General features: G+C 58.7%; 24 protein-coding genes. 15 read left to right on the top strand and 9 right to left on the bottom strand.

The features are described from left to right. The first annotated feature begins 104 nt into the window (after positions 1-104). From PSH79_RS18795 to PSH79_RS18830, 8 genes are all read left to right on the top strand, one after another. Complete coding sequence (locus PSH79_RS18795) at positions 105-1,889, top strand: acyclic terpene utilization AtuA family protein (protein ID WP_305438942.1); 1,785 nt, start codon at positions 105-107, stop codon at positions 1,887-1,889. 12 nt (positions 1,890-1,901) lie between these two features. Beyond that, positions 1,902-2,771 (top strand): SDR family oxidoreductase, encoded by an 870-nt coding sequence (locus PSH79_RS18800; RefSeq protein ID WP_305438943.1) that lies wholly within the window; start codon positions 1,902-1,904, stop codon positions 2,769-2,771. Positions 2,772-2,774: 3 nt separating this feature from the next. Beyond that, positions 2,775-4,391, top strand: a complete 1,617-nt coding sequence (gene atuC / locus PSH79_RS18805; RefSeq protein WP_305438945.1) for a geranyl-CoA carboxylase subunit beta — start codon at positions 2,775-2,777, stop codon at positions 4,389-4,391. A gap of 30 nt (positions 4,392-4,421) precedes the next feature. Continuing rightward, entirely contained in the window at positions 4,422-5,579 is a 1,158-nt protein-coding gene (gene atuD, locus PSH79_RS18810) for a citronellyl-CoA dehydrogenase (RefSeq protein WP_305438946.1), read from the top strand. Next, positions 5,576-6,373: an enoyl-CoA hydratase/isomerase family protein gene (locus PSH79_RS18815; protein ID WP_305438948.1), complete on the top strand. Its 798-nt coding sequence runs from the start codon at positions 5,576-5,578 to the stop codon at positions 6,371-6,373. Before atuD ends, PSH79_RS18815 begins: the two co-directional genes overlap by 4 nt. A 67-nt stretch (positions 6,374-6,440) precedes the next feature. Then, entirely contained in the window at positions 6,441-8,402 is a 1,962-nt protein-coding gene (locus PSH79_RS18820; protein ID WP_305438950.1) for an acetyl/propionyl/methylcrotonyl-CoA carboxylase subunit alpha, read from the top strand. A gap of 70 nt (positions 8,403-8,472) precedes the next feature. Continuing rightward, positions 8,473-9,015, top strand: coding sequence for an exonuclease domain-containing protein (locus PSH79_RS18825; RefSeq protein WP_305438951.1), 543 nt, complete (start codon positions 8,473-8,475; stop codon positions 9,013-9,015). A 71-nt stretch (positions 9,016-9,086) separates the two neighbouring features. Next, positions 9,087-9,371, top strand: coding sequence for a pyrimidine/purine nucleoside phosphorylase (locus PSH79_RS18830; protein WP_003226701.1), 285 nt, complete (start codon positions 9,087-9,089; stop codon positions 9,369-9,371). A 73-nt stretch (positions 9,372-9,444) separates the two neighbouring features. On the opposite strand, the gene PSH79_RS18835 is transcribed toward PSH79_RS18830, so the two are convergent. Both PSH79_RS18835 and PSH79_RS18840 read right to left on the bottom strand, forming a co-directional pair. Continuing rightward, positions 9,445-10,251 carry an MOSC domain-containing protein gene (locus PSH79_RS18835; RefSeq protein ID WP_305438952.1) on the bottom strand — a complete coding sequence of 269 codons (807 nt, stop codon included), beginning with the start codon at positions 10,249-10,251 and terminating at the stop codon, positions 9,445-9,447. Positions 10,252-10,343: 92 nt separating this feature from the next. Beyond that, positions 10,344-11,279 carry a chemotaxis protein CheV gene (locus tag PSH79_RS18840; RefSeq protein WP_003226705.1) on the bottom strand — a complete coding sequence of 312 codons (936 nt, stop codon included), beginning with the start codon at positions 11,277-11,279 and terminating at the stop codon, positions 10,344-10,346. A 453-nt stretch (positions 11,280-11,732) separates the two neighbouring features. On the opposite strand from PSH79_RS18840, the gene PSH79_RS18845 reads away from it, so the two are divergent. The 3 genes from PSH79_RS18845 to PSH79_RS18855 all read left to right on the top strand — a co-directional run bounded on the left by PSH79_RS18845 (position 11,733) and on the right by PSH79_RS18855 (position 14,243). Then, positions 11,733-12,203 carry a hypothetical protein gene (locus PSH79_RS18845; protein WP_305438954.1) on the top strand — a complete coding sequence of 157 codons (471 nt, stop codon included), beginning with the start codon at positions 11,733-11,735 and terminating at the stop codon, positions 12,201-12,203. A 490-nt stretch (positions 12,204-12,693) separates the two neighbouring features. Further along, on the top strand, positions 12,694-13,587 hold the full coding sequence (locus PSH79_RS18850) for a sensor histidine kinase (protein ID WP_305444008.1): 894 nt from the start codon (positions 12,694-12,696) through the stop codon (positions 13,585-13,587). Further along, positions 13,584-14,243 (top strand): response regulator transcription factor, encoded by a 660-nt coding sequence (locus PSH79_RS18855; protein ID WP_103304775.1) that lies wholly within the window; start codon positions 13,584-13,586, stop codon positions 14,241-14,243. The genes PSH79_RS18850 and PSH79_RS18855 overlap by 4 nt, the downstream gene beginning before the upstream one ends. On the opposite strand, the gene yegS is transcribed toward PSH79_RS18855, so the two are convergent. Further along, a complete protein-coding gene (gene yegS, locus PSH79_RS18860; RefSeq protein ID WP_305438957.1) occupies positions 14,227-15,144 on the bottom strand; it encodes a lipid kinase YegS in 918 nt (305 codons plus the stop codon). The genes PSH79_RS18855 and yegS overlap by 17 nt on opposite strands. Before the next feature lie 314 nt (positions 15,145-15,458). Here yegS and PSH79_RS18865 point away from each other — a divergent pair, with 314 nt between their 5' ends. After that, positions 15,459-15,767, top strand: a complete 309-nt coding sequence (locus tag PSH79_RS18865; RefSeq protein WP_187679575.1) for a hypothetical protein — start codon at positions 15,459-15,461, stop codon at positions 15,765-15,767. Between the two features lie 57 nt (positions 15,768-15,824). Here PSH79_RS18865 and glp read toward each other — a convergent pair whose 3' ends face one another. Together glp and moaB are read right to left on the bottom strand one after the other, a co-directional pair. Continuing rightward, the gene (gene glp / locus PSH79_RS18870) at positions 15,825-17,051 is read right to left on the bottom strand and encodes a gephyrin-like molybdotransferase Glp (protein ID WP_305438958.1); all 1,227 of its coding nucleotides are present in this window, start codon (positions 17,049-17,051) and stop codon (positions 15,825-15,827) included. Further along, positions 17,035-17,574, bottom strand: a complete 540-nt coding sequence (gene moaB / locus PSH79_RS18875) for a molybdenum cofactor biosynthesis protein B (protein WP_305438959.1) — start codon at positions 17,572-17,574, stop codon at positions 17,035-17,037. The genes glp and moaB overlap by 17 nt, the downstream gene beginning before the upstream one ends. 81 nt (positions 17,575-17,655) lie before the next feature. On the opposite strand from moaB, the gene mobA reads away from it, so the two are divergent. Together mobA and PSH79_RS18885 are read left to right on the top strand one after the other, a co-directional pair. Then, on the top strand, positions 17,656-18,258 hold the full coding sequence (mobA, locus tag PSH79_RS18880; protein ID WP_305438961.1) for a molybdenum cofactor guanylyltransferase MobA: 603 nt from the start codon (positions 17,656-17,658) through the stop codon (positions 18,256-18,258). Positions 18,259-18,336: 78 nt separating this feature from the next. Next, on the top strand, positions 18,337-18,558 hold the full coding sequence (locus PSH79_RS18885; RefSeq protein WP_187679553.1) for a YgdI/YgdR family lipoprotein: 222 nt from the start codon (positions 18,337-18,339) through the stop codon (positions 18,556-18,558). 81 nt (positions 18,559-18,639) lie between these two features. Here PSH79_RS18885 and PSH79_RS18890 read toward each other — a convergent pair whose 3' ends face one another. The 3 genes from PSH79_RS18890 to PSH79_RS18900 form a co-directional block, all read right to left on the bottom strand. Continuing rightward, positions 18,640-19,530, bottom strand: coding sequence for a pseudouridine synthase (locus PSH79_RS18890; RefSeq protein ID WP_305438962.1), 891 nt, complete (start codon positions 19,528-19,530; stop codon positions 18,640-18,642). Between the two features lie 71 nt (positions 19,531-19,601). Next, complete coding sequence (locus PSH79_RS18895; RefSeq protein WP_003226726.1) at positions 19,602-19,919, bottom strand: transcriptional regulator; 318 nt, start codon at positions 19,917-19,919, stop codon at positions 19,602-19,604. 112 nt (positions 19,920-20,031) lie between these two features. Then, on the bottom strand, positions 20,032-20,268 hold the full coding sequence (locus tag PSH79_RS18900) for a glutaredoxin family protein (RefSeq protein WP_305438964.1): 237 nt from the start codon (positions 20,266-20,268) through the stop codon (positions 20,032-20,034). Positions 20,269-20,475: 207 nt separating this feature from the next. On the opposite strand from PSH79_RS18900, the gene PSH79_RS18905 reads away from it, so the two are divergent. Then, positions 20,476-22,188, top strand: coding sequence for a monovalent cation:proton antiporter-2 (CPA2) family protein (locus tag PSH79_RS18905; RefSeq protein WP_305438965.1), 1,713 nt, complete (start codon positions 20,476-20,478; stop codon positions 22,186-22,188). Here the strand turns inward: PSH79_RS18905 and PSH79_RS18910 are convergent. Then, the gene (locus PSH79_RS18910) at positions 22,185-23,393 is read right to left on the bottom strand and encodes an ammonium transporter (RefSeq protein WP_305438967.1); all 1,209 of its coding nucleotides are present in this window, start codon (positions 23,391-23,393) and stop codon (positions 22,185-22,187) included. The genes PSH79_RS18905 and PSH79_RS18910 overlap by 4 nt on opposite strands. Between the last annotated feature and the right edge of the window lie 28 nt (positions 23,394-23,421).

A 23,421-nucleotide genomic window follows, 5' to 3' on the forward strand; every position in this document is an offset into this window, starting at 1 on the left:
AAGCAAGCGCTTGGGTAGAAGATAGTTTCAGTTGTTTACAAACCAAGCGCTTGCTTGGTAGCCTCCAGACACTTCTCTCGCAGGTTGCTGAGTCGGAGATAAAAATGCCCACAACCGTCCGCATCGGATGCGCCAGTGCTTTCTGGGGTGACACGTCAACCGCCGCCGCGCAGCTTGTGGCGGGAGGATGCCTGGATTACCTGGTGTTCGATTACCTGGCCGAGATCACCCTGTCGATCATGGCTGGCGCACGCATGAAAGATCCGCATGCCGGGTTCGCCAGTGACTTCGTCGACGTGCTGACGCCGCTGCTGCCACAGTTGGCCGAGCAGAAAATCCGCGTCATCAGCAATGCTGGCGGGGTCAACCCTCAGGCTTGCGCTGCGGCGCTGCAAGCGGCATGTGACAAGGCCGGCGTCGAACTGAAAATCGCCGTACTGCTGGGCGATGACTTGCAACCGCAATTCAAACAACTTACCGGCATCAGCGAAATGTTCACCGGCGCACCTCTGCCACCGATGTGCGTGTCGACCAACGCCTACCTCGGTGCCCCTGGCATCGTCGACGCCCTGCGACTGGGCGCCGATATCGTCATTACCGGCCGGGTGGTCGACAGCGCCGTGGTCAGCGCAGCGCTGGTGCATGAATTCGGCTGGTCGTGGCGCGACTACGACAAACTCGCCCAGGCCGCGCTGGCCGGACACATCATCGAATGCGGCGCGCAATGCACCGGTGGCAACTTCACCGACTGGCGCGACGTGCCGGATTACGAACACATCGGTTTCCCGATCGTTGAAGTCAGCGCCGACAGCCAATTCATCGTCAGTAAACCCGAAGGCTCCGGTGGCCTGGTCACACCGCTGACCGTTGGCGAGCAGATTCTTTATGAAATCGGCGATCCGCAGGCCTATCTGTTGCCTGATGTGGTCTGCGATTTCAGTCAGGTCAAACTTCAGCAACAAGGCAAGAACGCGGTGCATGTGCACGGTGCAAAAGGCCTGCCTCCCAGCGACAAATACAAAGTCAGCGCCACCTATCCGGACGGCTTCCGCTGTACCGCCAGTTGCCTGATCGCCGGCATCGATGCGGTGGAAAAAGCACAACGCGTCAGTCAGGCGATCATCGACAAGACTTCAGAAATGTTCAGCCAGCGCGGCTGGGCGCCTTATAGCGAAACCAACATTGAACTTCTGGGCAGCGAAGCCACTTACGGCCCCCACGGCCAGCGGCGCGACAGCCGCGAAGTGGTCATAAAAATTGCGGTGCGCCATCCGCACAAACAGGCGCTGATTCTGTTCTCCCGGGAAATCGCCCAGGCCGCGACCGGCATGGCCCCGGGGCTGACCGGCATCGTCGGCGGACGGCCGACGGTCTATCCGGTGATCCGGCTGTTTTCGTTCCTGATCGAGAAAAGTGCCTGCGCGCTGCACGTCGAAATGGCCGGTGCAAAACATCCATGCGCCCTGCCCTCACTGACCGCACTCGACAGCCACGATCTGCCAATCGCCGATCAACCACCCAAACCTCAAGGCCGCGCCGACGCCAGTGTTGCGCTGGTAAAACTGGCCGTGGCGCGTTCCGGCGACAAGGGCAACCACAGCAACATTGGCGTCGTGCCACGCCAGCCCGAATACCTGCCGTGGATCGCCGAAGCGTTGACCCCGGCGGTCATCGTCGACTGGATGAGCCATGTCCTCGACCCGATTCACGGTCGGGTCGAACGCTGGTATCTGCCCGGCACCCACAGCCTGAATTTTCTTCTGGAAAACGCCCTCGGCGGCGGTGGCGTGGTCAGTCTGCGCATCGATCCGCAAGGCAAAGCCTTCGCCCAGCAACTGCTGGAAATCCAGATCCCGGTGCCACAGAGCATCGCCGAGCAGTTCGACTAGAGGATTGTTTGCATGGCTTACGCGTCGATTTTTACAGCCGATCTATTCAGCGGCCAAACCATCATCGTCACCGGTGGCGGCAGCGGCATCGGTCGCTGCACCGCTCATGAGCTCGCAGCCCTAGGTGCCAATGTGCTGCTGGTCGGGCGCAAGCCGGAAAAGCTGCAAAAAGTCGCAGCGGAAATCGCCGAGGATGGTGGCTGTGCGCACTGGAAAGCGTGCGATATTCGCGATGAAGAAGCCGTCAAACTGCTGATCACCGAGTTGATCGCAGAACACGGGCCGATCCACGGACTGGTCAACAACGCCGGTGGCCAATACCCGTCGCCGCTGGCTTCTATCAATCAGAAAGGTTTCGAAACCGTGCTGCGCACCAATCTGGTCGGCGGGTTTCTGATGGCGCGGGAAGTGTTCAACCAGTCGATGAGCAAGCACGGCGGCAACATCGTCAACATGCTTGCCGACATGTGGGGCGGCATGCCCGGTATGGGCCATTCCGGCGCTGCACGGTCGGGCATGGACAACTTCACCAAGACTGCCGCGTTCGAGTGGGGTTATGCCGGGGTGCGGGTCAACGCGGTTGCGCCGGGCTGGATTGCGTCCAGCGGCATGGACACCTACGAAGGCGCGTTCAAAGCGGTGATCCCGACCCTGCGCGAACATGTGCCGCTCAAACGCATCGGCACCGAGTCGGAAGTCAGCGCGGCGATTGTGTTTCTGCTCAGTCCGGCGGCAGCGTTCATCAGTGGCAGCACGTTGAAAATCGACGGTGCGGCCAGTCTGGGCAGTCGTGCGTGGCCGTTGCACAAGGCGACTCACAGCGAGTCGTTCAATGGTTTCCACCGCGCGTACCTTCCGGACGTACTCAAGGACAAGGAGTAAGCCATGGCGCAGATCCAGTCCCAGCTCGATCCGCACAGCGAAGCATTCGCCCGCAACCGCGCGGCGATGCTTACGGCCATCGAGCAAGTGCAACAACTCGAACAGAACTTGCTGAACAAGGCCGCCGAAGCCAAGGCGAAATTCGACAAGCGCGGGCAATTGCTGCCGCGCGAACGCCTGAACCTGCTGCTCGACCCCGGCGCGCCGTTCCTCGAACTGGCCAGCCTCGCCGGTTACAAACTGCACGATGACAAGGACGGCAGCGCGGCCGGTGGCGGCCTGATTGCCGGCATCGGTTACGTGTCGGGCATTCGCGCGATGGTGGTGGCGAACAACAGCGCGATCAAGGGCGGGACGATCTCGCCCAGCGGCCTGAAAAAATCCCTGCGCCTGCAACGGATCGCCGAGGAAAACAAACTGCCGGTGATCACCCTCGCCGAAAGCGGCGGCGCCAATCTCAATTATGCGGCGGAAATTTTCGTCGAAGGCGCGCGCAGCTTTGCCAATCAGGCGCGGATGTCGGCGATGGGCTTGCCGCAGATCACTGTGGTGCACGGTTCGGCCACGGCCGGCGGCGCTTATCAACCGGGGCTGTCGGATTACGTGGTGGTGGTGCGCGGCAAAGCCAAGCTGTTTCTCGCCGGCCCTCCGCTGCTCAAAGCAGCGACCGGTGAAGTGGCCACCGATGAAGAACTGGGCGGCGCCGAGATGCACGCGCAAATCGCTGGGACTGCCGAATACCTCGCCGAGAACGATGCCGATGGCGTGCGCCAGGTTCGCGAAATCCTGCGTATGTTGCCGTGGAACGAGCAACTGCCGTGGCTGCCGGAGCCGCAGTACAAAGAACCGCTCTATCCCATCGACGAACTGCTCGGGCTGATCCCGGACGATCCGAAAAAGCCCTACGACGTCCGGGAAATCGTCGCGCGGATTGCCGACGAATCCTGCTTCCTCGAATTCAAGGGCGAGTTCGATCAGCAAACCATTTGCGGTCAGTTGAAAATCCAGGGCCGCGCCTGCGGCTTCATCGGTAACAACGGCCCGATCACGCCCAACGGTGCGAGCAAGGCTGCGCAGTTCATCCAGCTGTGCGATCAGAGCCAGACACCGCTGCTGTTTTTCCACAACACCACCGGGTTTATGGTCGGCACTGAATCCGAGCAGCAAGGTGTGATCAAACACGGCTCGAAACTGATTCAAGCCGTCGCCAATGCCCGGGTGCCTAAACTGACGATGGTCGTCGGCGGTTCCTACGGTGCGGGTAACTATGCGATGTGCGGACGCGGTCTCGATCCACGGTTCATCTTCGCCTGGCCCAACAGCCGCACGGCGGTGATGGGTGGCGCCCAGGCTGGCAAGGTGCTGCGCATTGTCACCGAAGCCAAACAGCTCAAGGACGGCCTGGTGCCGGATCCGAAAATGCTCGACATGCTTGAACAGGTCACCGCGCAAAAACTCGACAGCCAATCCACCGCGCTCTACGGCAGCGCCAATCTGTGGGACGACGGGCTGATTGATCCGCGCGACACCCGCACCCTGCTTGGCTACCTGCTGGATATCTGTCACGAAGCCGACATTCGCGCACTGCAACCCAACAGCTTCGGCGTCAGCCGGTTCTGACCGCCACGGATCTTACGGAGAACAATAAAAATGATCTTCACCCCGGAACACGAAGCACTGCGCCGCACCGTCCGCCAGTTCGTCGACCATGAGATCAATCCGCACGTCGATGAATGGGAAAAGGCCGGACGCTTTCCGATCCACGAGATTTTCCGCAAGGCGGGCGACCTCGGTTTGCTGGGGATTTCCAAACCGGAAAAATTCGGTGGCATGGGCCTCGATTACAGCTATTCGATTGTCGCGGCCGAAGAGTTCGGCACCATTCACTGCGGCGGCATTCCGATGTCGATTGGCGTGCAGACGGACATGTGCACCCCGGCCCTGGCCCGGTTCGGCTCTGATGAACTGCGTGAAGAGTTCCTGCGCCCGGCGATCACCGGCGAGCAGGTCGGCTGCATCGGCGTTTCCGAAGTCGGTGCCGGCTCTGACGTTGCCGGGCTCAAGACCACCGCGCGCAAGGATGGCGACGACTATGTGATCAACGGCAGCAAGATGTGGATAACCAACTCGCCCAGTGCCGATTTCATCTGCCTGCTGGCCAACACCTCCGACGACAAGCCACACATCAACAAGTCGCTGATCATGGTGCCGATGAACACGCCCGGGATCAGCCTCAGCTCGCATCTGGACAAGCTCGGCATGCGCAGTTCGGAAACCGCGCAGGTGTTTTTCGACAACGTGCGCGTGCCGCAACGCAATCGCATCGGCCACGAAGGCGCAGGCTTCATGATGCAGATGTTGCAGTTTCAGGAGGAACGTCTATTCGGCGCGGCGAACATGATCAAGGGCCTGGAATACTGCGTCGATAGCACCATTGAGTATTGCAAGGAGCGCAAAACCTTCGGCAGTGCACTGATCGACAATCAGGTGATCCACTTCCGCCTCGCCGAACTGCAGACCGAAATTGAATGCCTGCGAGCGCTGGTCTATCAGGCCACCGAGCAGTACATCAAAGGCCAGGACGTCACCCGCCTCGCTTCGATGGCCAAGCTGAAGGCCGGGCGCCTTGGTCGCGAAGTCAGCGACAGTTGCCTGCAATATTGGGGCGGCATGGGTTTCATGTGGGACAACCCGGTGGCCCGCGCCTACCGCGATGTGCGACTGGTGTCGATTGGCGGCGGCGCCGACGAAATCATGCTGGGGATCATCTGCAAACTGATGGGAATCTTGCCGGGGAAAAAGAAATGAGCACCCTGCCCGTTTGCCAGACGCTGCTGCTGGAGCTGCACGGTGGCGTCATGCACATCACCCTCAATCGCCCGGACAGCCGCAATGCGATGAGCCTGCAGATGGTCACCGAATTGCGCGCCGTGTTGGCAGCCGTTCACGATGACCAGACTGTTAGGGCCCTGGTGCTCAGCGGCAGCGGCGGACATTTCTGCGCTGGCGGCGACATCAAGGACATGGCCAGTGCCCGCACCCAGGGAGCCGACGCTTACCGAGAGTTGAACCGGACGTTCGGCGCGCTGCTTGAAGAAGCTCAGCACGCGCCGCAAGTGCTGGTCTGCGTGTTGCAAGGTGCGGTCATGGGCGGCGGATTCGGTCTTGCCTGCGTAAGCGACATCGCAATTGCCGACCACAAAGCGCAGTTCGGCTTACCGGAAACCAGCCTCGGCCTGTTACCGGCGCAGATCGCCCCGTTTGTGGTGCAACGCATCGGCCTGACTGAAACCAGACGCCTGGCCCTCACCGCTGCGCGCTTCGACGGCCATCAGGCTCGGCGGTTGGGGCTGGTGCATTTTGTCGAGCAGGATGCGCAAGCGTTGGCCGAGCGGTTGGATGAGGTGCTGCAACATGTTTTGTGTTGCGCGCCAGAGGCGAATGCCGTGACCAAAAAACTGCTGCTGGCCAGTGCCGGGCAGCCATCGAGTGAGCTGCTGGATGAGGCGGCGCAGTGGTTCAGCGAAGCGGTGACGGGTGCCGAGGGGATCGAAGGAACCATGGCGTTCATGCAAAAACGAAAACCCGGGTGGGCCATCTGACCCTGTGGGAGCGGGCTCGTCCGCGAAAAGGCCAGCACATTCACCGCCAGAACCAAGGGAAGCCACCATGCCCGCCATCCACAAAATCCTGATCGCCAACCGCGGTGAAATCGCCTGCCGTATCCAGCGCACCGCGCAAGCCCTCGGCTACCGCACCGTCGCCGTCTACAGCGATGCCGACGCCGACGCGCTGCACGTGCAAATGGCCGATCAAGCCGTGCATGTCGGCACGGCACCGGTGCAGCAGTCGTATCTGAACATCCCCGCCATCCTCGACGCGGCTCGCCGCAGCGGTGCCGATGCAATCCACCCCGGCTACGGATTTCTCTCGGAAAACGCCGAATTCGCACGCGCCTGCGAACAGGCCGGGCTGATCTTCATCGGGCCAAGCGCCGACGCCATCGAATTGATGGGCAGCAAGCGCCTGTCGAAACTCGCCATGCTGGATGCCGGCGTAGCGTGCATTGCCGGTTATCAAGGTGCAGAACAGGACGACGCAACGTTGCTGCGCGAAGCCGAACGCATCGGATACCCACTGATGATCAAGGCAAGCGCCGGCGGCGGTGGACGCGGTATGCGTCTGGTGCACAACGCTGATGAGCTGCCTGCGCAACTGCGTACCGCCCGCTCTGAAGCCCTCAATGGATTTGGCAGCGACGAGTTAATCCTCGAACAGGCACTGATCGAACCGCGACATGTGGAAGTGCAACTGTTTGGCGATCACCACGGCAATCTGATCTACCTTGGCGAACGCGACTGCTCTATCCAGCGACGCCATCAAAAAGTCATTGAAGAAGCGCCCTGCCCGGTCATGACCGCCGAGTTGCGCCAGGCCATGGGCGAAGCGGCGCTCAAGGCCGGGCGCGCGGTCAATTACGTCGGCGCCGGCACCGTGGAGTTCCTGCTCGACGCGCGCAGGCAGTTCTACTTTCTGGAGATGAACACCCGCTTGCAAGTGGAACACCCGGTGACTGAATTGATCACGGGGCTGGATCTGGTCGCCTGGCAATTGTCGGTCGCCGAGGGGCAGCCGCTGCCGTTGACCCAGGAGCAAGTGCTACTCCATGGTCATGCAATGGAAGTGCGGCTGTACGCCGAAGATCCGACGCAGGATTTTCTCCCGCAAACCGGCCGCATCGAAGCATGGGAACCGGCGCTTGAGCACGGCGCACGAATCGATCACGGCTTGTTCGAAGGGCAATCGGTCAGCCCGTTCTATGACCCGATGCTCGGCAAACTGATCGCTCACGGCGCCACTCGTGAAGAGGCGCGGCGCAAACTGCTGCGTGCGGTGCAGGATTGCGTCCTGCTGGGCGTGCAAAGCAACCAGCGATTACTCGACAACCTGCTGCAACATCCGCAGTTCATCAGCGGCGAATTCAGTACCGGATTCATTCCTCGGCACTTCAGCGATCACCCAAGCCTGAGCCCGTACGCACCAAGTGCCGAAGAACTGGCCATCGCCGCCGTCCTGTTTTACCAGGCATCCGCGCAGCAACATCGGGCGCCATTGAGCCACTGGCGCAACAACGCCAATGTACCGCTGCACTATCGGCTTGGCGTAGATGAGCAGAACTGGACCGTGCAACTGCTCAAGCTGGCGGGAGAGGTGATTCAGGTGCAAACCGCGGAACGCTCCCTTGAACTGAAACTGATCAATCACAGCGAAAAATCGGTCACGCTGGAAATCGACGGCCTGCGCCAACGCCATGCCTATCGCCTCGATGTCGGGCAACTCTGGCTGTTCACCCATCCCGGCAGCCTGCGCCTTGAGGATCGAACTCATGCCGTGATCGGCAGTCAGACCAGCGTCAGCTCCGGCACCTTGAAAGCGCCGATGGACGGCGCCATCGTCGACGTCCTCGTCAGTGAAGGCAGTCCGGTCAGCAAAGGTCAGTTGCTGGTGGTGCTGGAGGCAATGAAAATGGAGCACCCGCTAAAGGCCGGCATCGACGGCGTGCTCAAGCGGGTGCAGGTCAAGGTCGGCGATCAGGTAAAAAATCGTCAGGTTCTGTTGCAGGTAGAGTAGTCACCCAAGCGCAAACGCAGGGTTTGACTACGCTCTGATCTATCAGGACGCGGAAATCAGGAACCCTGCGATGCCCCATTGGCTGGTCATTGATCTGGAAGCCACCACCGACGAGGGTGGCTGGCCGGTTACAGAAATGGAAATTATCGAAATCGGCGCCACGCTGGTCGATCGTACCGGGCGCGAACAGGATCACTTTCAGCGCTTCGTCAAACCCACGCGCCGGCCATTGCTGACGACGTTTTGTCGCGAGTTGACGCACATCACCCAGGCCAATATCGACACGGCGCAGCCTTTGACGGAAGTCTGGCCAGCGTTCGAGCGCTGGCTTGGCCAGCACCAAACGCGCCTCGAAGGCTGGGCCAGTTGGGGTGATTACGACCGCAAACAATTACTGCAGGAATGGCAGCGGCTGCAACTCGACAGCGCCCTGAGCCGGGTGCCGCACATGAACCTCAAGCAGCGCTTCGCCAAAGCCCGGCGCCTGGAACGGCCATTGGGGCTCAACGGCGCGCTGCAACTGGCCGGCATGCAGTTCAGCGGTCAGCAACATCGGGCGCTGGAGGATGCGCGCAATACCGCACGGTTGCTGCCGCTGGTTCTGCCGCTTTAGGGGCGTGACGGCGTTAATGGCCTTGTGCATACTGGCCGCCCCACTTTTTAGCCCTTTTCGAGGAATCGCCCATGTTTAAAGTCAACGAGTACTTCGACGGTACCGTCAAGTCGATCGCCTTTGGCACCGCTGAAGGTCCGGCGACCATCGGCGTCATGGCCCCGGGCGAATACGAATTCGGCACGGCCCAGCGTGAAATCATGCACGTGGTGTCCGGCGCACTGACCGTCAAACTGCCAGACAGCAGCGATTGGGAAACTTTCGCCGCCGGCAGCCAGTTCAACGTACCGGCCAACAGCAAGTTCCAGCTGAAAGTTGCGGTCGACACCGCTTACCTGTGCGAATACCGCGGCTGAGTCCACGGCTTTCCCCGGCGCAATAAAAATGCCCGTGTCCAAAGACACGGGCATTTTTCATTTCAGGGTTGGGTTATTCGAGTATCTCCACCGGCATCCCGACCTCAAGACGACCATTGCCGTCATTCACCAGATTCTGCCCGAACATCGCGCCATCGGCCTGCCCGCGAGTCTTTTGCAGCGTCGCGAGCGGTTCGCGATCAGCGCTGCGCTCGCCGGTTTGCGGGTCGATGGTGGTGAGAATGCAGCGTGAGCACGACTTGACTACACGGAACTCGACATCGCCAATACGAATACGCTTCCAACTGTCTTCGGCATACGCATCGCTGCCTTCAATGACCAGATTCGGCCGGAAACGCAGCATTTCCAGCGGCCTTCCGACCTGTTGCGACAGGTGCTGCAGCGACGCTTCACCAATCAGCAACAACGGAAAACCATCGGCGAATGCGACCTGATCGTCCTCCTTGCCATATCCAGCTTGCGTGGTACGCGCACGGTCCAGTGGCACCTGTACCAGACGGGTCGGCTTACCGATGAAATCGCTGACCCACTTCGCTGCGTCATCGCCAGCGTCCGGGACCCGCAAGGTATCACGCCAAATGGTCACGCCACGCAGTTCGGCACCGCTGTCCGGCACGGCGATTTCAATGGACGCATGCGAAGGGGCGCTGAGCGTCAGTCCGCCGTGGGCATTCCACAGTGCCGACAACTGGCTCATCTTCGCTTCTGCGCGCTGAGTCAGGAAACGCCCGCTGGCTTCGTCCACCAGCATCCAGCGTCGATCACCCTCAAGCCCCAGCTTGTCCAGGCTGATCCCTTGCAGAACCTCGCCTTTGCCGGATTTCAACGGGTAACGATAAAGCGCGCTCAGACGCAGCATGGCCAGCTCCCTGATGGGTAAAAAACGCCACCCTATACGAGCTTCATCAACGAATCAAAGGCTGACATGAAGTCAGCCTTTGAGCAGGGCTATCAGGCCGGCACTTCATCAAGCATCAGCCGCTGGCGGACCACATCGACCAGTTTGTCCGGCTGGAACTTGGAGAGGAAGTTGTCGCAGCCGACCTTCTTCACCATAGAGTCGTTGAAACTGCCGGACAGCGAGGTGTGCAACACTACGTACAGCCCACGCAGGCGTGGATCGTTGCGAATTTCGGTGGTCAGGCGATAGCCGTCCATCTCCGGCATTTCCGCGTCGGTGAACACCATCAGCAGTTTGTCGGTCATGTTCACGCCGGTGTCGGCCCAGGCCTTGAGCATGTTCAGCGCCTTCAGGCCGTCGCTGGCAATGTGCATTTTCACGCCGAGCTGGCCAAGGGTGTCACGCAATTGCGAGAGTGCCACGTTGGAGTCGTCCACCAGCAGCACTTCTCGGCCACGGGCACGTTCCAGCACCGGATCATCGAGCTTGTCGCGCGATACCTTGGCGTTGTACGGGACGATTTCGGCGAGCACTTTTTCGACGTCGATGATTTCCACCAACTGATCGTCAACTTTGCTGATCGCGGTCAGATAGTGCTGGCGGCCAGCGCTGGTCGGCGGCGGCAGAATGGCTTCCCAGTTCATGTTGACGATGCGATCCACGCCACCGACGAGGAAGGCCTGCACCGAGCGGTTGTACTCAGTGACGATGATGGTGCTGTTCGGACCGGGTACCAGTGGACGCATGCCGATCGCTTGCGAAAGGTCGATCACCGGCAAGGTCTGCCCGCGCAGATTGACCACACCGCAGACAAACGGGTGACGCTGGGGCATGAGGGTCAACTTTGGCAGTTGCAGAACCTCCTGAACCTTGAACACGTTGATCGCGAACAATTGGCGTCCGGCGAGGCGGAACATGAGAATTTCCAGGCGATTCTCACCCACCAGTTGCGTGCGTTGGTCTACCGTGTCGAGAATGCCGGCCATCAATGACTCCTGGGCTTGTTCTGATGAATTCACTAAGAGGGGTTATCGGCTGTAAATGCCGAATCTTGATCCCCGCAGAAATCACTATCAAAATGCCACATCAAGGCATTGATGTCACATTAACATCATGCTTTACTGGCCCGGTGTTTTTCATCTGCTAAAGTCTTTGCGGCGCGACCTCGGTTTGCACGGTAGGTTCCCGCGCCTAAGGGATTCCCCTAGTAACAATCAGGCCCAACCTGATATTCGCAATATCCAATAGCCATTAATGTGACGCCATTCTCATTGCATGAACGGAGTCAGGCTATTGTGTGCGATCGCAGTTCAGCGGAAACAAACCCTCTGGAACCTCTCAGCCTGTGTACCTGCACGTCTGGGCGCGATCTCCCGACAATTCACGATCGTCGTCACACACGGCATTCCCTCATCAGACATGACGTTGTGGAGATAAGCATGCCAATCGACCGTAAAGAGTGGGCGCAACGGTTCCCCGAATTTCTTGTCGAAGCTGAAACGCTCCTGGCCAAGTCCGAAGAATGCCTCAGTCATCTGCAACTGATCAGCAACGACAAGGACGCCATCGACTGCATGCTCAGCACGCTCCTCAAGCTTGCCAGCAGAGCTGAAGCCCTGGCGCTTGAAGCGATTTCGGAGTTTTCCCTGCATATTTACGACTTGCTCAATCTGGCTCAAGACCACGTCGACCTGCACCAACAGGCTCTGGATGCCTTGAAGGATTGCTTCACACTGATGGCCTGGCAACTTGAACTGGTCGACCAGAACACCGGACAACTGAGCCTCGATAACAGTGAACAAACCTCGCTGATAGAGGCCTTCGCCTTTCAAGTTGGTCAACCCGAGTTTCAACCAGCGCTCACGGCCAAACGTTTGCCCCTCTTGTCCTTTTCGGAGCGCCAGGCCTGACAGGGTGTGACCCACTGCTGGCAAGAGCTGTCTCGCACCGTCCAATGTCGCAATTGAACAGTTCATACCTGCCAGCGACAAATCGAAATAAATAATCACACCTGACAGAGGCGAATATTTCCAGCCGGGCTCAGGGTTTGCCTGTGTCTAAAGAACCCAACTTCAGGCAACACCGATATCTATCGATGACAATAAATCGATTCCCCCCCCAGTTATGGAACTCGCGTCCAACATGTCGTGTTTGCTGACTCATTGGACATATATAGCGAACGCGACCAACGGTATCTTAAGTGGTATTATGCCGGCCACTAGTTGCCTTCAAGTTAATGGCACAGTGACTCCAGAGAAAGGCATTCTACGAAGTTGGCAGTCAAAATACGTACACTGAACCACGTTGAAATCAATAACATAATTGACAGCATTTTCAGACAGAGACCCGCCAGCCACCGGCCGGTCTGCCCGCAGCGAAAATCCATTGGCTCCATCCGTTATGTACGCCAGCCTCAAGTCGATCACAACATGGCCACCCTCCCGGGAAAATGCACGCCGGTTCACGCTCATACTGTGTATCGCGGCTACACTTGGCAGTCTGCTGACCTATGGTTTCTCCACACAAATCTGCCTGGGACTGTTGCTGCTGAACATCGCCGCCACCGCCTGCGTCTGGGTGCAATATCGGCTGTCGCGCAAATCGATCAAATTCCAGCCGCAAGAACTCGCTGACCGCCTGCTGGAAGTCCAGGAAAACGAACGCCATCGCCTCAGCCGGGAGCTGCACGACGATATCGGCCAGTTGCTGACGGCCGCCAAACTTCAGAGCGACTGGCTTAAACGGCGCATGCCGGAAGACTTGCAGGAGCAATGCACTGCACTTTGCGACACCCTTGAAGAAACATTGAACAAGGTGCGCGATGTCTCGGCCATTCTCAATCCACGTCAACTGACCAGCCTCGGACTTGAGGCCAGCCTGCGTGCGCACCTGCTCAAGACTTTGACCAACACCAGCGTGCACTGGAGTCTCGATTGCCAGCAGCGCCTGAACGGTATTCCGGAAGAAATGGCAGTCGCCGCCTTTCGCATCACCCAAGAGGCCGTGACCAATATCCTGCGACACGCGCAGGCAAGAAATCTGTTGATACGCGTGCAACGCCTGCCAAAAGGCCTGACATTGCTGATCAGCGATGACGGAAAGGGATTCGCTCCGGCCGCGAATCCGGGTCGTGAAGGACAACGCGGCATGGCCGGGATGGCCGAACGGATCGAACAATTGGGTGGCACCCTGAGCGTCATCAGCGAACCGGGCAACGGCACTCAAATCGAAGCACTCTTCCCCTGGGCGCCTCGTGCGCTCGAGCGGGCCAGTACGAATAAGGTTATGCGTTGACTTGCAACTTACTTCTGGTGGATGACCACTCGCTGATCAGGGCCGGCGTGCGCGCTCTGGTGCTGGATATTCCCGGTTACGCGGTGATTGGCGAGGCCAACGACGGCTCGCAATTGCTCGAGATGGTCGAGCAACTGAACCCCGATATCGTGCTGCTGGACATATCCATGAAAGAAACCGGCGGCCTGGAAGCCCTGCAGCGGCTCAAGCGGGTACGTCCGCAGAGCAAAGTGCTGATCCTGTCGATGCACACGGACCCCGCGCTGATCATGCAGGCGCTGGAATCAGGCGCCCACGGTTATCTGCTCAAGGACACTACCGCCACCGAACTCGAGCACGCGCTGGAAGCCTTGCGCAACAACGAGCGTTACTTGAGTCCGGCCATCGCCCATACCGTGATCAACCAGGCGCTGACCCGCAATCAGAAACAACAGCCGGAAATCGCCGACTCGCACAATCTGACCGCCCGACAGTTGGAAATCCTGCGCTTGATCGTGCGGGGCAAATCGACCCGGGAAATTGCCAACGGCCTGGGCTTGAGCATCAAGACTGTAGAGACCCACCGCTCGCAAATCATGAAGCGTCTGCAAATATACGATGTGGCAGGCCTGGTGCTGTTCGCCGTGCGCGAACAGATCATCAGTCTGGACGACTGAGAGGCTGCTTAACGGTCAACAGAGGCGAGTCCTTCGGCAGGTGCACCTGCAACGCCGCAGGCCTTGCCTCGAATCGCATGCTTTCGCCTTCCAGCGGTTCACCATCAAGATTAATGTACAGCCCCTCGGCGACCTTGATTTCGACCCACGGCAACCGGGTTCGCACAAACATGTTGTCGATGCCAAAACCGTCGCTAAGCAGACTCTTCAACGTGCCGACCAGCTCCTGTGGAGCCGGCAAAATGCTGACATCCAGTAATCCGTCGTCGGCCAGTGCCTGCGGACACAGCACATGCCCGCCTCCCGCCTGGCGACCATTGCCGATCCCCAATGCCAGCAGCTCACCGCTCCAGTGAAAATCCGGTCCCTGCAGCTCGCCATATGCGGCATGCAACTCGCTGAATCGTGACAGACCGGTGAAAAGATAAGCCGCACCGCCCAGCACTTTCTTCAGATCCTCTGAAGTATTGGCCGTGACCTGACTGCCAAAACCACCAGTGGCCATGTTGAGAAAAATCTGCCCGCCCACTTCACCCAGATCAATATCACGCGCTGGTGCATCGAGAAGCTCAAGCGCCTCGGCCGGCTCCAGCGGAACTCCCGCTGCGCGGGAAAAATCGTTGGCCGTCCCCAAGGGCAAAAGTACCAGACTGGCTTTTCCCGGATGCGCCGCGAGAGCTTCGGCGATATCGCGCAAAGTGCCGTCTCCGCCACCGGCAATGATCTTCCGATAGCCTTCCGCCAGCGCTTGCTCCACCCATCGCTGGGCATCGCCTGCCTCCCAGGTCAGACGCACTGCCAATTCCCAGCCTTGCTTGCGCTTGTCCTCGACCGCGGTGCGAACCGCCTCGTTGAGTGCCTGTTTGCCATGCAGAATCAACAGTGCCCGGCGTTCACTCATAGCGTCACTCCCTGAATTGAATCGGTTGAAACATCTTGACCGCAGCGGCACGTAAAAAAGCCGCAAGAATGACAATTAATTCAAGCGACCGGACGAGGCGTCCTACGCAGCGGTATTTTTTCTTACAAAACAAGAGGAATCGGCTTAATTGACCAAGCTCGGCCATTGGTTCACCGTGTGTCGGCGGTATCAATCATCCCAATAACACAAGGACGTGCATGTAATGAGTGGATACACCCCGAGTTTTTTTAACAGCTCGACAGATGGAAAAGGTTACTGGCTTCTATTCGAAACAGCCGCTGTTGGATTTTTCCATGCAGAGCCTTGAAGCCAGAATGCCAGTGAGTCCGGTTGGACCTCTCGCCGAAAGTCGCGCGAACCCCAAGTCCGAGTTCAAAAGCAACGCCAAGACCACTGGAGAAGTTGATATGGAACCTCGTGTTACCGAGTTGGAAACCCACCTCAAATACATTCGACGGGACATGGACGAAGTTCGTAGTGACGTCAGAACAATCAAACACCGTCTTGCCTATTCGGCGGGTGCAACAGCGGTAGTACTGGCTCTGCTGGGTTGGGTGGCCAACAGCCGATTCGACCAGCTTGTTACGCTGATCAGCCATTGATTCAGAGAAACATCGCAGGCATCGACTGTTTCAGCCGACGCCTGCATTTATGCTCGATCAGCCCAGTAGATCACTCAGTGGAATGAAAACGACCTCATCCCCTGCATGTAGAGTGCGGCCTTCCAGCACTTCAACCAATCCATCTGCCCACGCAGCACTGCGCAGCACACCGGAACTCTGGTTGCGATAGATCGTCGCTCGCCCTTGCTCGAGACGCCCACGCAGGTATTCACGGCGATTGCCGGCCACCGGCCAAGTGAAGCCTGCCGGCACCGGGAACTTCAGAGGCTCGACATCCCGTACACCCTGCCGGCGCAACAGGTAGGGGCGAGTCAGCAGAGCAAAGGTCACCAACGTGGACGCCGGGTTACCAGGCAAGCCGATGACCGGCACATTGCGGAAATGTCCGAATGTCAGCGGTTTTCCGGGCTTGATGGCCAGTTTCCAAAGGGCCAGTTCGCCCTCTTCTCGCAGGGCAATACCCAGAAAATCCGCTTCACCTACTGATACACCACCGGTGGAAAGGATCAGATCAACATTCTGCAACTCACCGAGCCGGGCACGGGTGGTAGCAAGGTCATCAGGAAGAATGCCAGCGTCGATCACTTCACAGCCAAGACGCAGTAACCAGCTGCACAGCAACACCCGATTACTGTTGTAAATCTGCCCCGGCCCCAATGGCTGACCCGGTTCGACCAGTTCGTCGCCAGTAGAAATCACCGCAACTCGAACCTTGCGCACAACTTTCAGCCCGGCGCAGCCCAGCGACGCGGACAAGCCTTGTTCAATCGGACCAAGTCGCGTTCCGGCGGGAAGTATCAGTTCCCCGACGGTTGTTTCCTGGCCTTGCGGGCGAATGTTCTGCCCGATTTTCAGAGGCTCAACGAAACGCACGCGTCCATCGGACTGAACGTCAGCGTTTTCCTGCATTTCCACGCAATTGGCACCGGGTGGTATCGGCGCCCCCGTGAAGATTCGCGCACAGGTACCGGATTTCAAAGCTTCCGGAGACTGCCCGGCAAACACCTTTTGACTGACCGGCAGCGGTTCGCCTGCCCAGTCCGAGAGGTTCAAGGCGTATCCGTCCATGGCACTGTTGGGCCAAGGTGGCAGATCCAGGGTCGAAACCAGATCTTCGGCCAGTACCCGACCCTCGACCTGAGCCAGTGGCAAATATTCGTGCTCGACGATTGGCGAGGCCTCGGCCATTTCCAGCAGTCGCGCCAGCGCCACTTCGACGGGCATCAACGAGCCCGTCTTGCCCGGCTTACCCACGGGATTCACAAGGCGCTGCCTGTTTCAGATGAGGAACGAAATTGCACGGACGGTGACGAGCATCCAGTTGCTCACCCAGAATCCCATCCCACCCCGTACGCACGGCATTGTTCGAACCCGGCAAGCAGCAAACCAGCGTGCCATTGGCCAGACCGGCCAGCGCCCGGGATTGCACGGTCGAGGTGCCGATATCGGCCACCGATATCTGCCGGAACAACTCCCCAAACCCATCCACTTGCTTGTCGAGCAGACACGTGACGGCTTCAGGGGTGCTGTCGCGGCCAGTGAAGCCGGTGCCACCGGTGATCAGCACCACCTGTACGACATCGTCGGCAATCCAGTTGGCGACTTGCGCGCGAATTTTGTAGAGGTCATCTTTGAGCAGGACCCGCGCTGCCAGATTGTGGCCGGCGGCCGCGAGGCGGTCGACGAAGACTTGGCCTGAAGTGTCGGTTTCCAGGGTTCGGGTATCGCTGACAGTCAGAACCGCAATATTGAGCGGCACGAAAGGTACATCAGCCTTGGCTTTCATAGGCTCTTCCAGTTGTAGGGAAAACAGCCTGGTGTTATATCACAGCGCCCCCTTTTTTCGCCGCCCCTCCGGAGAGCTGCCATGACCTTTGACACGCAACTGCCGCCCTGCTCTATCTTGCTTTTGGCGGGTGGACGCGGGCAGCGCATGGGCGGTCAGGACAAAGGTCTGGTGGAGTGGCTGGGCGAGCCGTTGATTGCGCATTTACAGCGCAAGACCCGTCCGCTCACCGATGACCTGATCATCTCCTGCAACCGTAATCGTGAGCGTTACGCGCCGTTCGCCGATCAATTGGTGGTGGATGACGAGGACGACTTTCCCGGTCCGTTGGCCGGTATTCGCGCCGGCCTGAGAGCCGCACGCCATTCGCATCTGTTGGTATTGCCCTGCGATGTCCCGCGTATTGATGGTGCGTTGCTACAAAGCATGCGCGAGACCGCGAATCTGCATAATGATAAACCTTTAATGTTGCGCCATGACGAGCACTGGGAACCGTTGTTGTGCGTGATCCCGGTCGCCCTTTTACCGGCATTCGAAGATGCCTGGAATGCAGGGGAGCGTAGCCCCGGCCGGGTCATGCGCAATCTCGGCGCCACCGCGCTGCACTGTCCCGACAACGATCCACGGCTAGCCAACCTGAACACCCCCGACCTGTTAAATGCGCACAACACTGTGTCAGACTGACACTATTCAAGGAACTCTCACGCCTTGTATACGTCTCAAGCTCAGTAACCAAAAGAATTCCCATTCGGAGACACACTCATGACTCAACGGACCCTCGCCACTTTCATGCTCGCACTGGGCCTAGCTACCCTCGCCGGTTGCTCGTCGCCAACAGTGATCACCTTGAATGACGGTCGCGAAATCCAGGCCGTCGACACCCCGCAATACGATGATGATTCGGGCTTTTACGAGTTCAAACAGCTCGACGGCAAAGAAACCCGCATCAACAAGGATCAGGTTCGTACCGTTAAAGAGCTGTAAGCTCTGGGTCGACACCGGATACAGAAAAGCCCGCATTGATATGCGGGCTTTTTCATGGGCACTGGAAAATTGGCAGCGCTATCACCACTGCAGGGTGAGGCGACTTTCGAATTCGCGTTCCTCTCCAGTTACCGGGTCGATGAAGCGTAGTCCTTGCGCCAGTAGCTTCAGCGGGTTGGCGTAATCATCTTCGGCATCTTTCAACACATCCGGGTAGAACGGATCGTTGCAGATGCTCGCCCCCAGCGCGGTCATGTGAACACGCAACTGATGCTTCTTGCCCGTCACCGGAAACAAGCCATAACGCCACAGCTCACCGTTTTTTTCCCGAACCTCTACAGCTGTTTCTGTATTGCTGGCGCCCGTCCCTTCCTGCATGCGAAAAAACGGCTCGCCATCAACCAAACGGCTTTTGTGTACCAAAGGGAAATCCAGTTGGGGCAATGCCGGAGCAATGGCTTCATAGCGCTTGTCGATCTGCCGTGTCGGGAACAGCGACTGATACGCGGAACGGGTTTGCGGATTAGCCGAGAAGATCACCAGCCCCGCCGTATGCCGGTCGATCCGGTGCAGCGGCACCAGATGAGGATTGTCCAGCCGACGAATCAGCCTGCGCAACAAGGTTTGTTCGACATACTCGCCGGCCGGGGTCACCGGGAGAAAGTGAGGTTTGTCAGCCACCACCAGATGTTCGTCGGCGTAAAGAATCGACTCGACCACCGGTATCGGTTTTTCGTCCGGCACTTCGCGAAAGTAGTGAATCCGCAGGCCTTCCTTGTAGGACAAGTCCAACGCAATCGGCTGACCTTGGCCATCCAGCACCCGCCCCCGAGCAATCCGGTCAAGCCACTGCTCGCGCCCAATGGCACTGAAATGCTCGCACAAACAATCAAGTACGGTCAGCCAAGTACCCGGCGGCAGATACAGTGTGCTGGCCTGATTCTGTGCAGCGGAAAATGTTGATGTGGACATACGGAAATTCGAATCCTCAATGCAGGTCGGCATTATCCAACACAGAGGGAAACGAACCTAGCGCTGAATCCTCAGGCGGGAATCGATTTGAGCGCCGCCGCCTCGGTGAATTCCTTGAGCCAGCGCAACACGTCAACCGCCTCCCAGCGGCCCGGGTCGTACAAGGCGTAAAGCAAACCCTGATAACCGACCACGTCCAACTGTTTGTGATAACCGGCGCGCTGAAACAGGGCTTCGATCTCGGCAAAACAGGTATTGAAATGCAGTTTGTTGAATGGCGTCTTGCCCTCCGTGACCAACCCGTCCAGGCGCAATTCGAGAACGGCCTCGCGCACCACGTCAACCGACATCCGGTTCACGCTGTTCTTCAACTGCTCGACATTGACCACGGTTCGTCCCTCTTACCCAATTACTGTATGAACATACAGTAACCGAATAAACCGGAAAGTGCCAAGGGATGGATGACAGGTGGCGACCAGCGGGACGCAGCAGAAACATCGGTTACCGAAGGAATGCGACGACCTGATCAGCGCTGAACGGCCAGCCCAGTTCAGCTCCAGTGTCAATTCGGCGCAGCACCGGAATGCGCAAACTGTATGCCTCGAACCACGATTCGTCTTCAGCGATATCCACCAGCTCGACCAATAGCCCGCGCTCGACGAACTCCATCAACATGGCCTCGGCGACTTCACAGAGATGGCACCCGAGGGTGCCGAACAACTGGCATTCAGGAAGCATGATTGCTCAACCAAAAATTAATTCGCTCATTCTAGGCCGCACCTGAAAACCCGTCGAGCCACTCCGCCCAAAGGCTTGAGGGCCAGCGACTGCGGTTCACGCACAAAACCCTGACACACATCAGTTCACAGAAATGCCAATCAGGCGATGCTCCCGCGCTTTTTGCCTCTACGCTTGAGAAGCCAGAGCCTGACATCGGAGTGTCTTGTGTTTGCCAACCTGCTCATCATCCTCGCCTCGTCCCTCGTGATGATTGCCCTGTTCCGTCGTCTGCGGCTACCACCGGTATTGGGTTACCTGTGCGTGGGATTGCTGGTCGGGCCAACGGCATTCAACTGGGTCAACGAAAGTGAAAACCTGCCCGACGTGGCTGAGTTGGGCGTGGTGTTTCTGCTGTTTTCGCTGGGTCTGGAGTTTTCCCTGTCGAAAATGATTGCGCTGCGCAAAGTGGTTTTTCGCCTGGGCAGCCAGCAAGTGCTGATCAGCACGGCAATACTGGGATCGCTGTTGATGCTGCTGGGGATGCCCCTGACCCCGGCATTGTTGCTTGGCGCCGGCCTGTCGTTGTCGTCGACGGCGATCGTCACCAAGGAATTAAGCAGTCTTGGCGAGGTGTTCAGCAGCCACGGCCAGAACGCCGTCGGTGTTTTGCTGTTCCAGGATGTGGTCGCAGTACTGCTGCTGACGCTTGTGCCCGTGTTTGCCGGAAGCAGTGATCAGGTCTGGTATTGGGCATTGCCGTTGACCTTGGCGAAAACCGTGGTGCTGTTTTTTGGCCTGTTGTTCGCCAGTCGCTGGTTGCTGCCTCGGCTGTTCCATGAGGTGGCCGCTTCACGCTCGGCAGAGTTGTTCGTGCTGCTGGCATTGGTGATTGTGTTATTGACCGCATGGCTGACCCACCTGCTCGGCCTGTCCCCGGCCCTTGGCGCATTTCTGGCCGGCATGTTGCTCGGCGAAAGCCACTACCGGCATCAGATCGAGGCCGATATCCGGCCCTTTCGCGACATTCTGCTCGGGGTGTTTTTTGTCAGCATTGGCATGTTGATTGACCTGCAGCTATTCATCAGCCACAGCCTGCTGATCATCGGCCTCACGCTCGGTTTACTGGTGATCAAAGGCATCGTGGTGGCGCTGCTCGTGAAGTGGCGCGGCAGCGACAGTGAAACGGCGTGGCGCAGCGGTCTGGCGCTCGCTCAGGGCGGCGAGTTCTGCTTTGCCTTGATGGCGCAGATGCAGCAGAACCAGATGCTGCCAGCCAAGCTCGGTGCGCTTTTGCTCGCAGCGACTTTTTGCTCGATGCTGTTGACCCCATTGCTGCTACGCGCGGCACCGAGAATCGCCGCCAGCCTGCATCGCAAACCCAATGAGGAGGCTCAGATCGACGAGATCAGCGCACTCAACGCCGACCTCAACAAACACGTAGTGATATGCGGCTACGGCCGCGTTGGCCAGTCCATTGGCCGTATCCTGAGCAATGCCAAGCAACCTTACATCGCGCTGGACAACGATCCCATACGTATCCAGGAGGCAGCCATCGCGGAAAGCAACGTGCATTACGGCGACTGCTCGCGCAGCGATCTGTTGCTCGCCGTCGGCCTGTTACGAGCAAGGCTGCTGGTGATTGCCGTGGATCAAGGCGACGTCGCCCTGCATATCCTCAAGGAAGCACGCCATCTCAATGATCAGGTGCCGATTCTGGTGCGCACCCGTGATGACAGCCAATTGGCAGAACTGAAAGCCGCCGGCGCCACCGAAGTGGTACCGGAACTGTTGGAATCAAGCTTGATGCTCGGCTCTCACGCCTTGATCATGCTGGGTCTGCCGGCGCATCAAGTACAGGAGAGAGTCGATCAGGTGCGCAGTGATCGTTATCGCCTGCTGCACGGGTTTTATCCGGGAGCCAACGATGAGGAGACCTAGTCCTGACTCACGGCGCCAATCTTGTGCAGCGACAGGTCGGCGCCGTAATACTCTTGCTCCTGACTGAGCCGCAGACCGTGCAGCGCCTTGATCACGCCGTACACGACGAAGCCGCCAACCAGCGCCACAACGACGCCCAACGCGGTGCCGATCACCTGACTGATCAGGCTGACACCGCCCAGACCGCCAAGCGCGGTCTGGCCGAAAATCCCGCAGGCAATCCCGCCCCACACGCCGCACAATCCGTGCAACGGCCACACGCCCAAGACGTCGTCGATGCGCCATTTGACCTGCGCGGCGGTAAAACACCAGACGAACAGTGCACCAGCAATGGCGCCGGTCACCAGTGCGCCGACCGGATGCATCAGATCAGAACCTGCGCAGATCGCCACCAACCCGGCCAACGGGCCGTTGTGCAGAAAGCCCGGGTCATTGCGCCCGACGATCAACGCCGCCACTGTGCCACCAACCATCGCCATCAACGAGTTGACTGCCACCAGTCCGCTGACACCCTGCAGCGTCTGTGCGCTCATTACGTTGAAGCCGAACCAGCCGACAATCAGAATCCACGAGCCAAGAGCCAGAAACGGAATGCTCGACGGAGCGAACGCGACCAGTCGACCATCGCGATAACGCCCATTGCGCGGGCCAAGCAGCAGCACCGCCGCCAGCGCCAGCCAGCCGCCCATGGCATGTACCACCACGGAGCCGGCGAAATCATGGAAAGCCGCACCAAACTGCGCCGTCAACCAGGCTTGCAGGCCATAGTTGCCGTTCCAGATCATCCCTTCGAAAAACGGATAAATGAACGCCACGATCAGCGCTGTGGCACACAACTGAGGAACGAAGCGCGCCCGCTCGGCAATGCCGCCGGAAATGATCGCCGGGATCGCTGCGGCAAAGGTCAGCAGGAAGAAAAACTTCACCAGCCCATAGCCATGATCGGCACTCAGCACCGCCGCCGGCTGCATGAATGTCACGCCGTAGGAGATCCAGTAGCCTATAAAGAAATAGGCCAGGGTCGAGACGGCAAAATCGCTGAGGATCTTTGACAGCGCGTTGACCTGGTTTTTCTGGCGCACCGTACCGACTTCCAGAAATGCGAAACCGGCGTGCATCGCCAGCACCATCACAGCACCGATCAGAATGAACAACGTATTGGAGCTGTGAACCAACGTCTCCACAGCGCTTTGCAGATTTTCCATAAGAGGCAGACCTGGCAGGTAAAAAAGC

This window comes from Pseudomonas sp. FP2196 (assembly GCF_030687715.1).
GTDB lineage: Bacteria > Pseudomonadota > Gammaproteobacteria > Pseudomonadales > Pseudomonadaceae > Aquipseudomonas.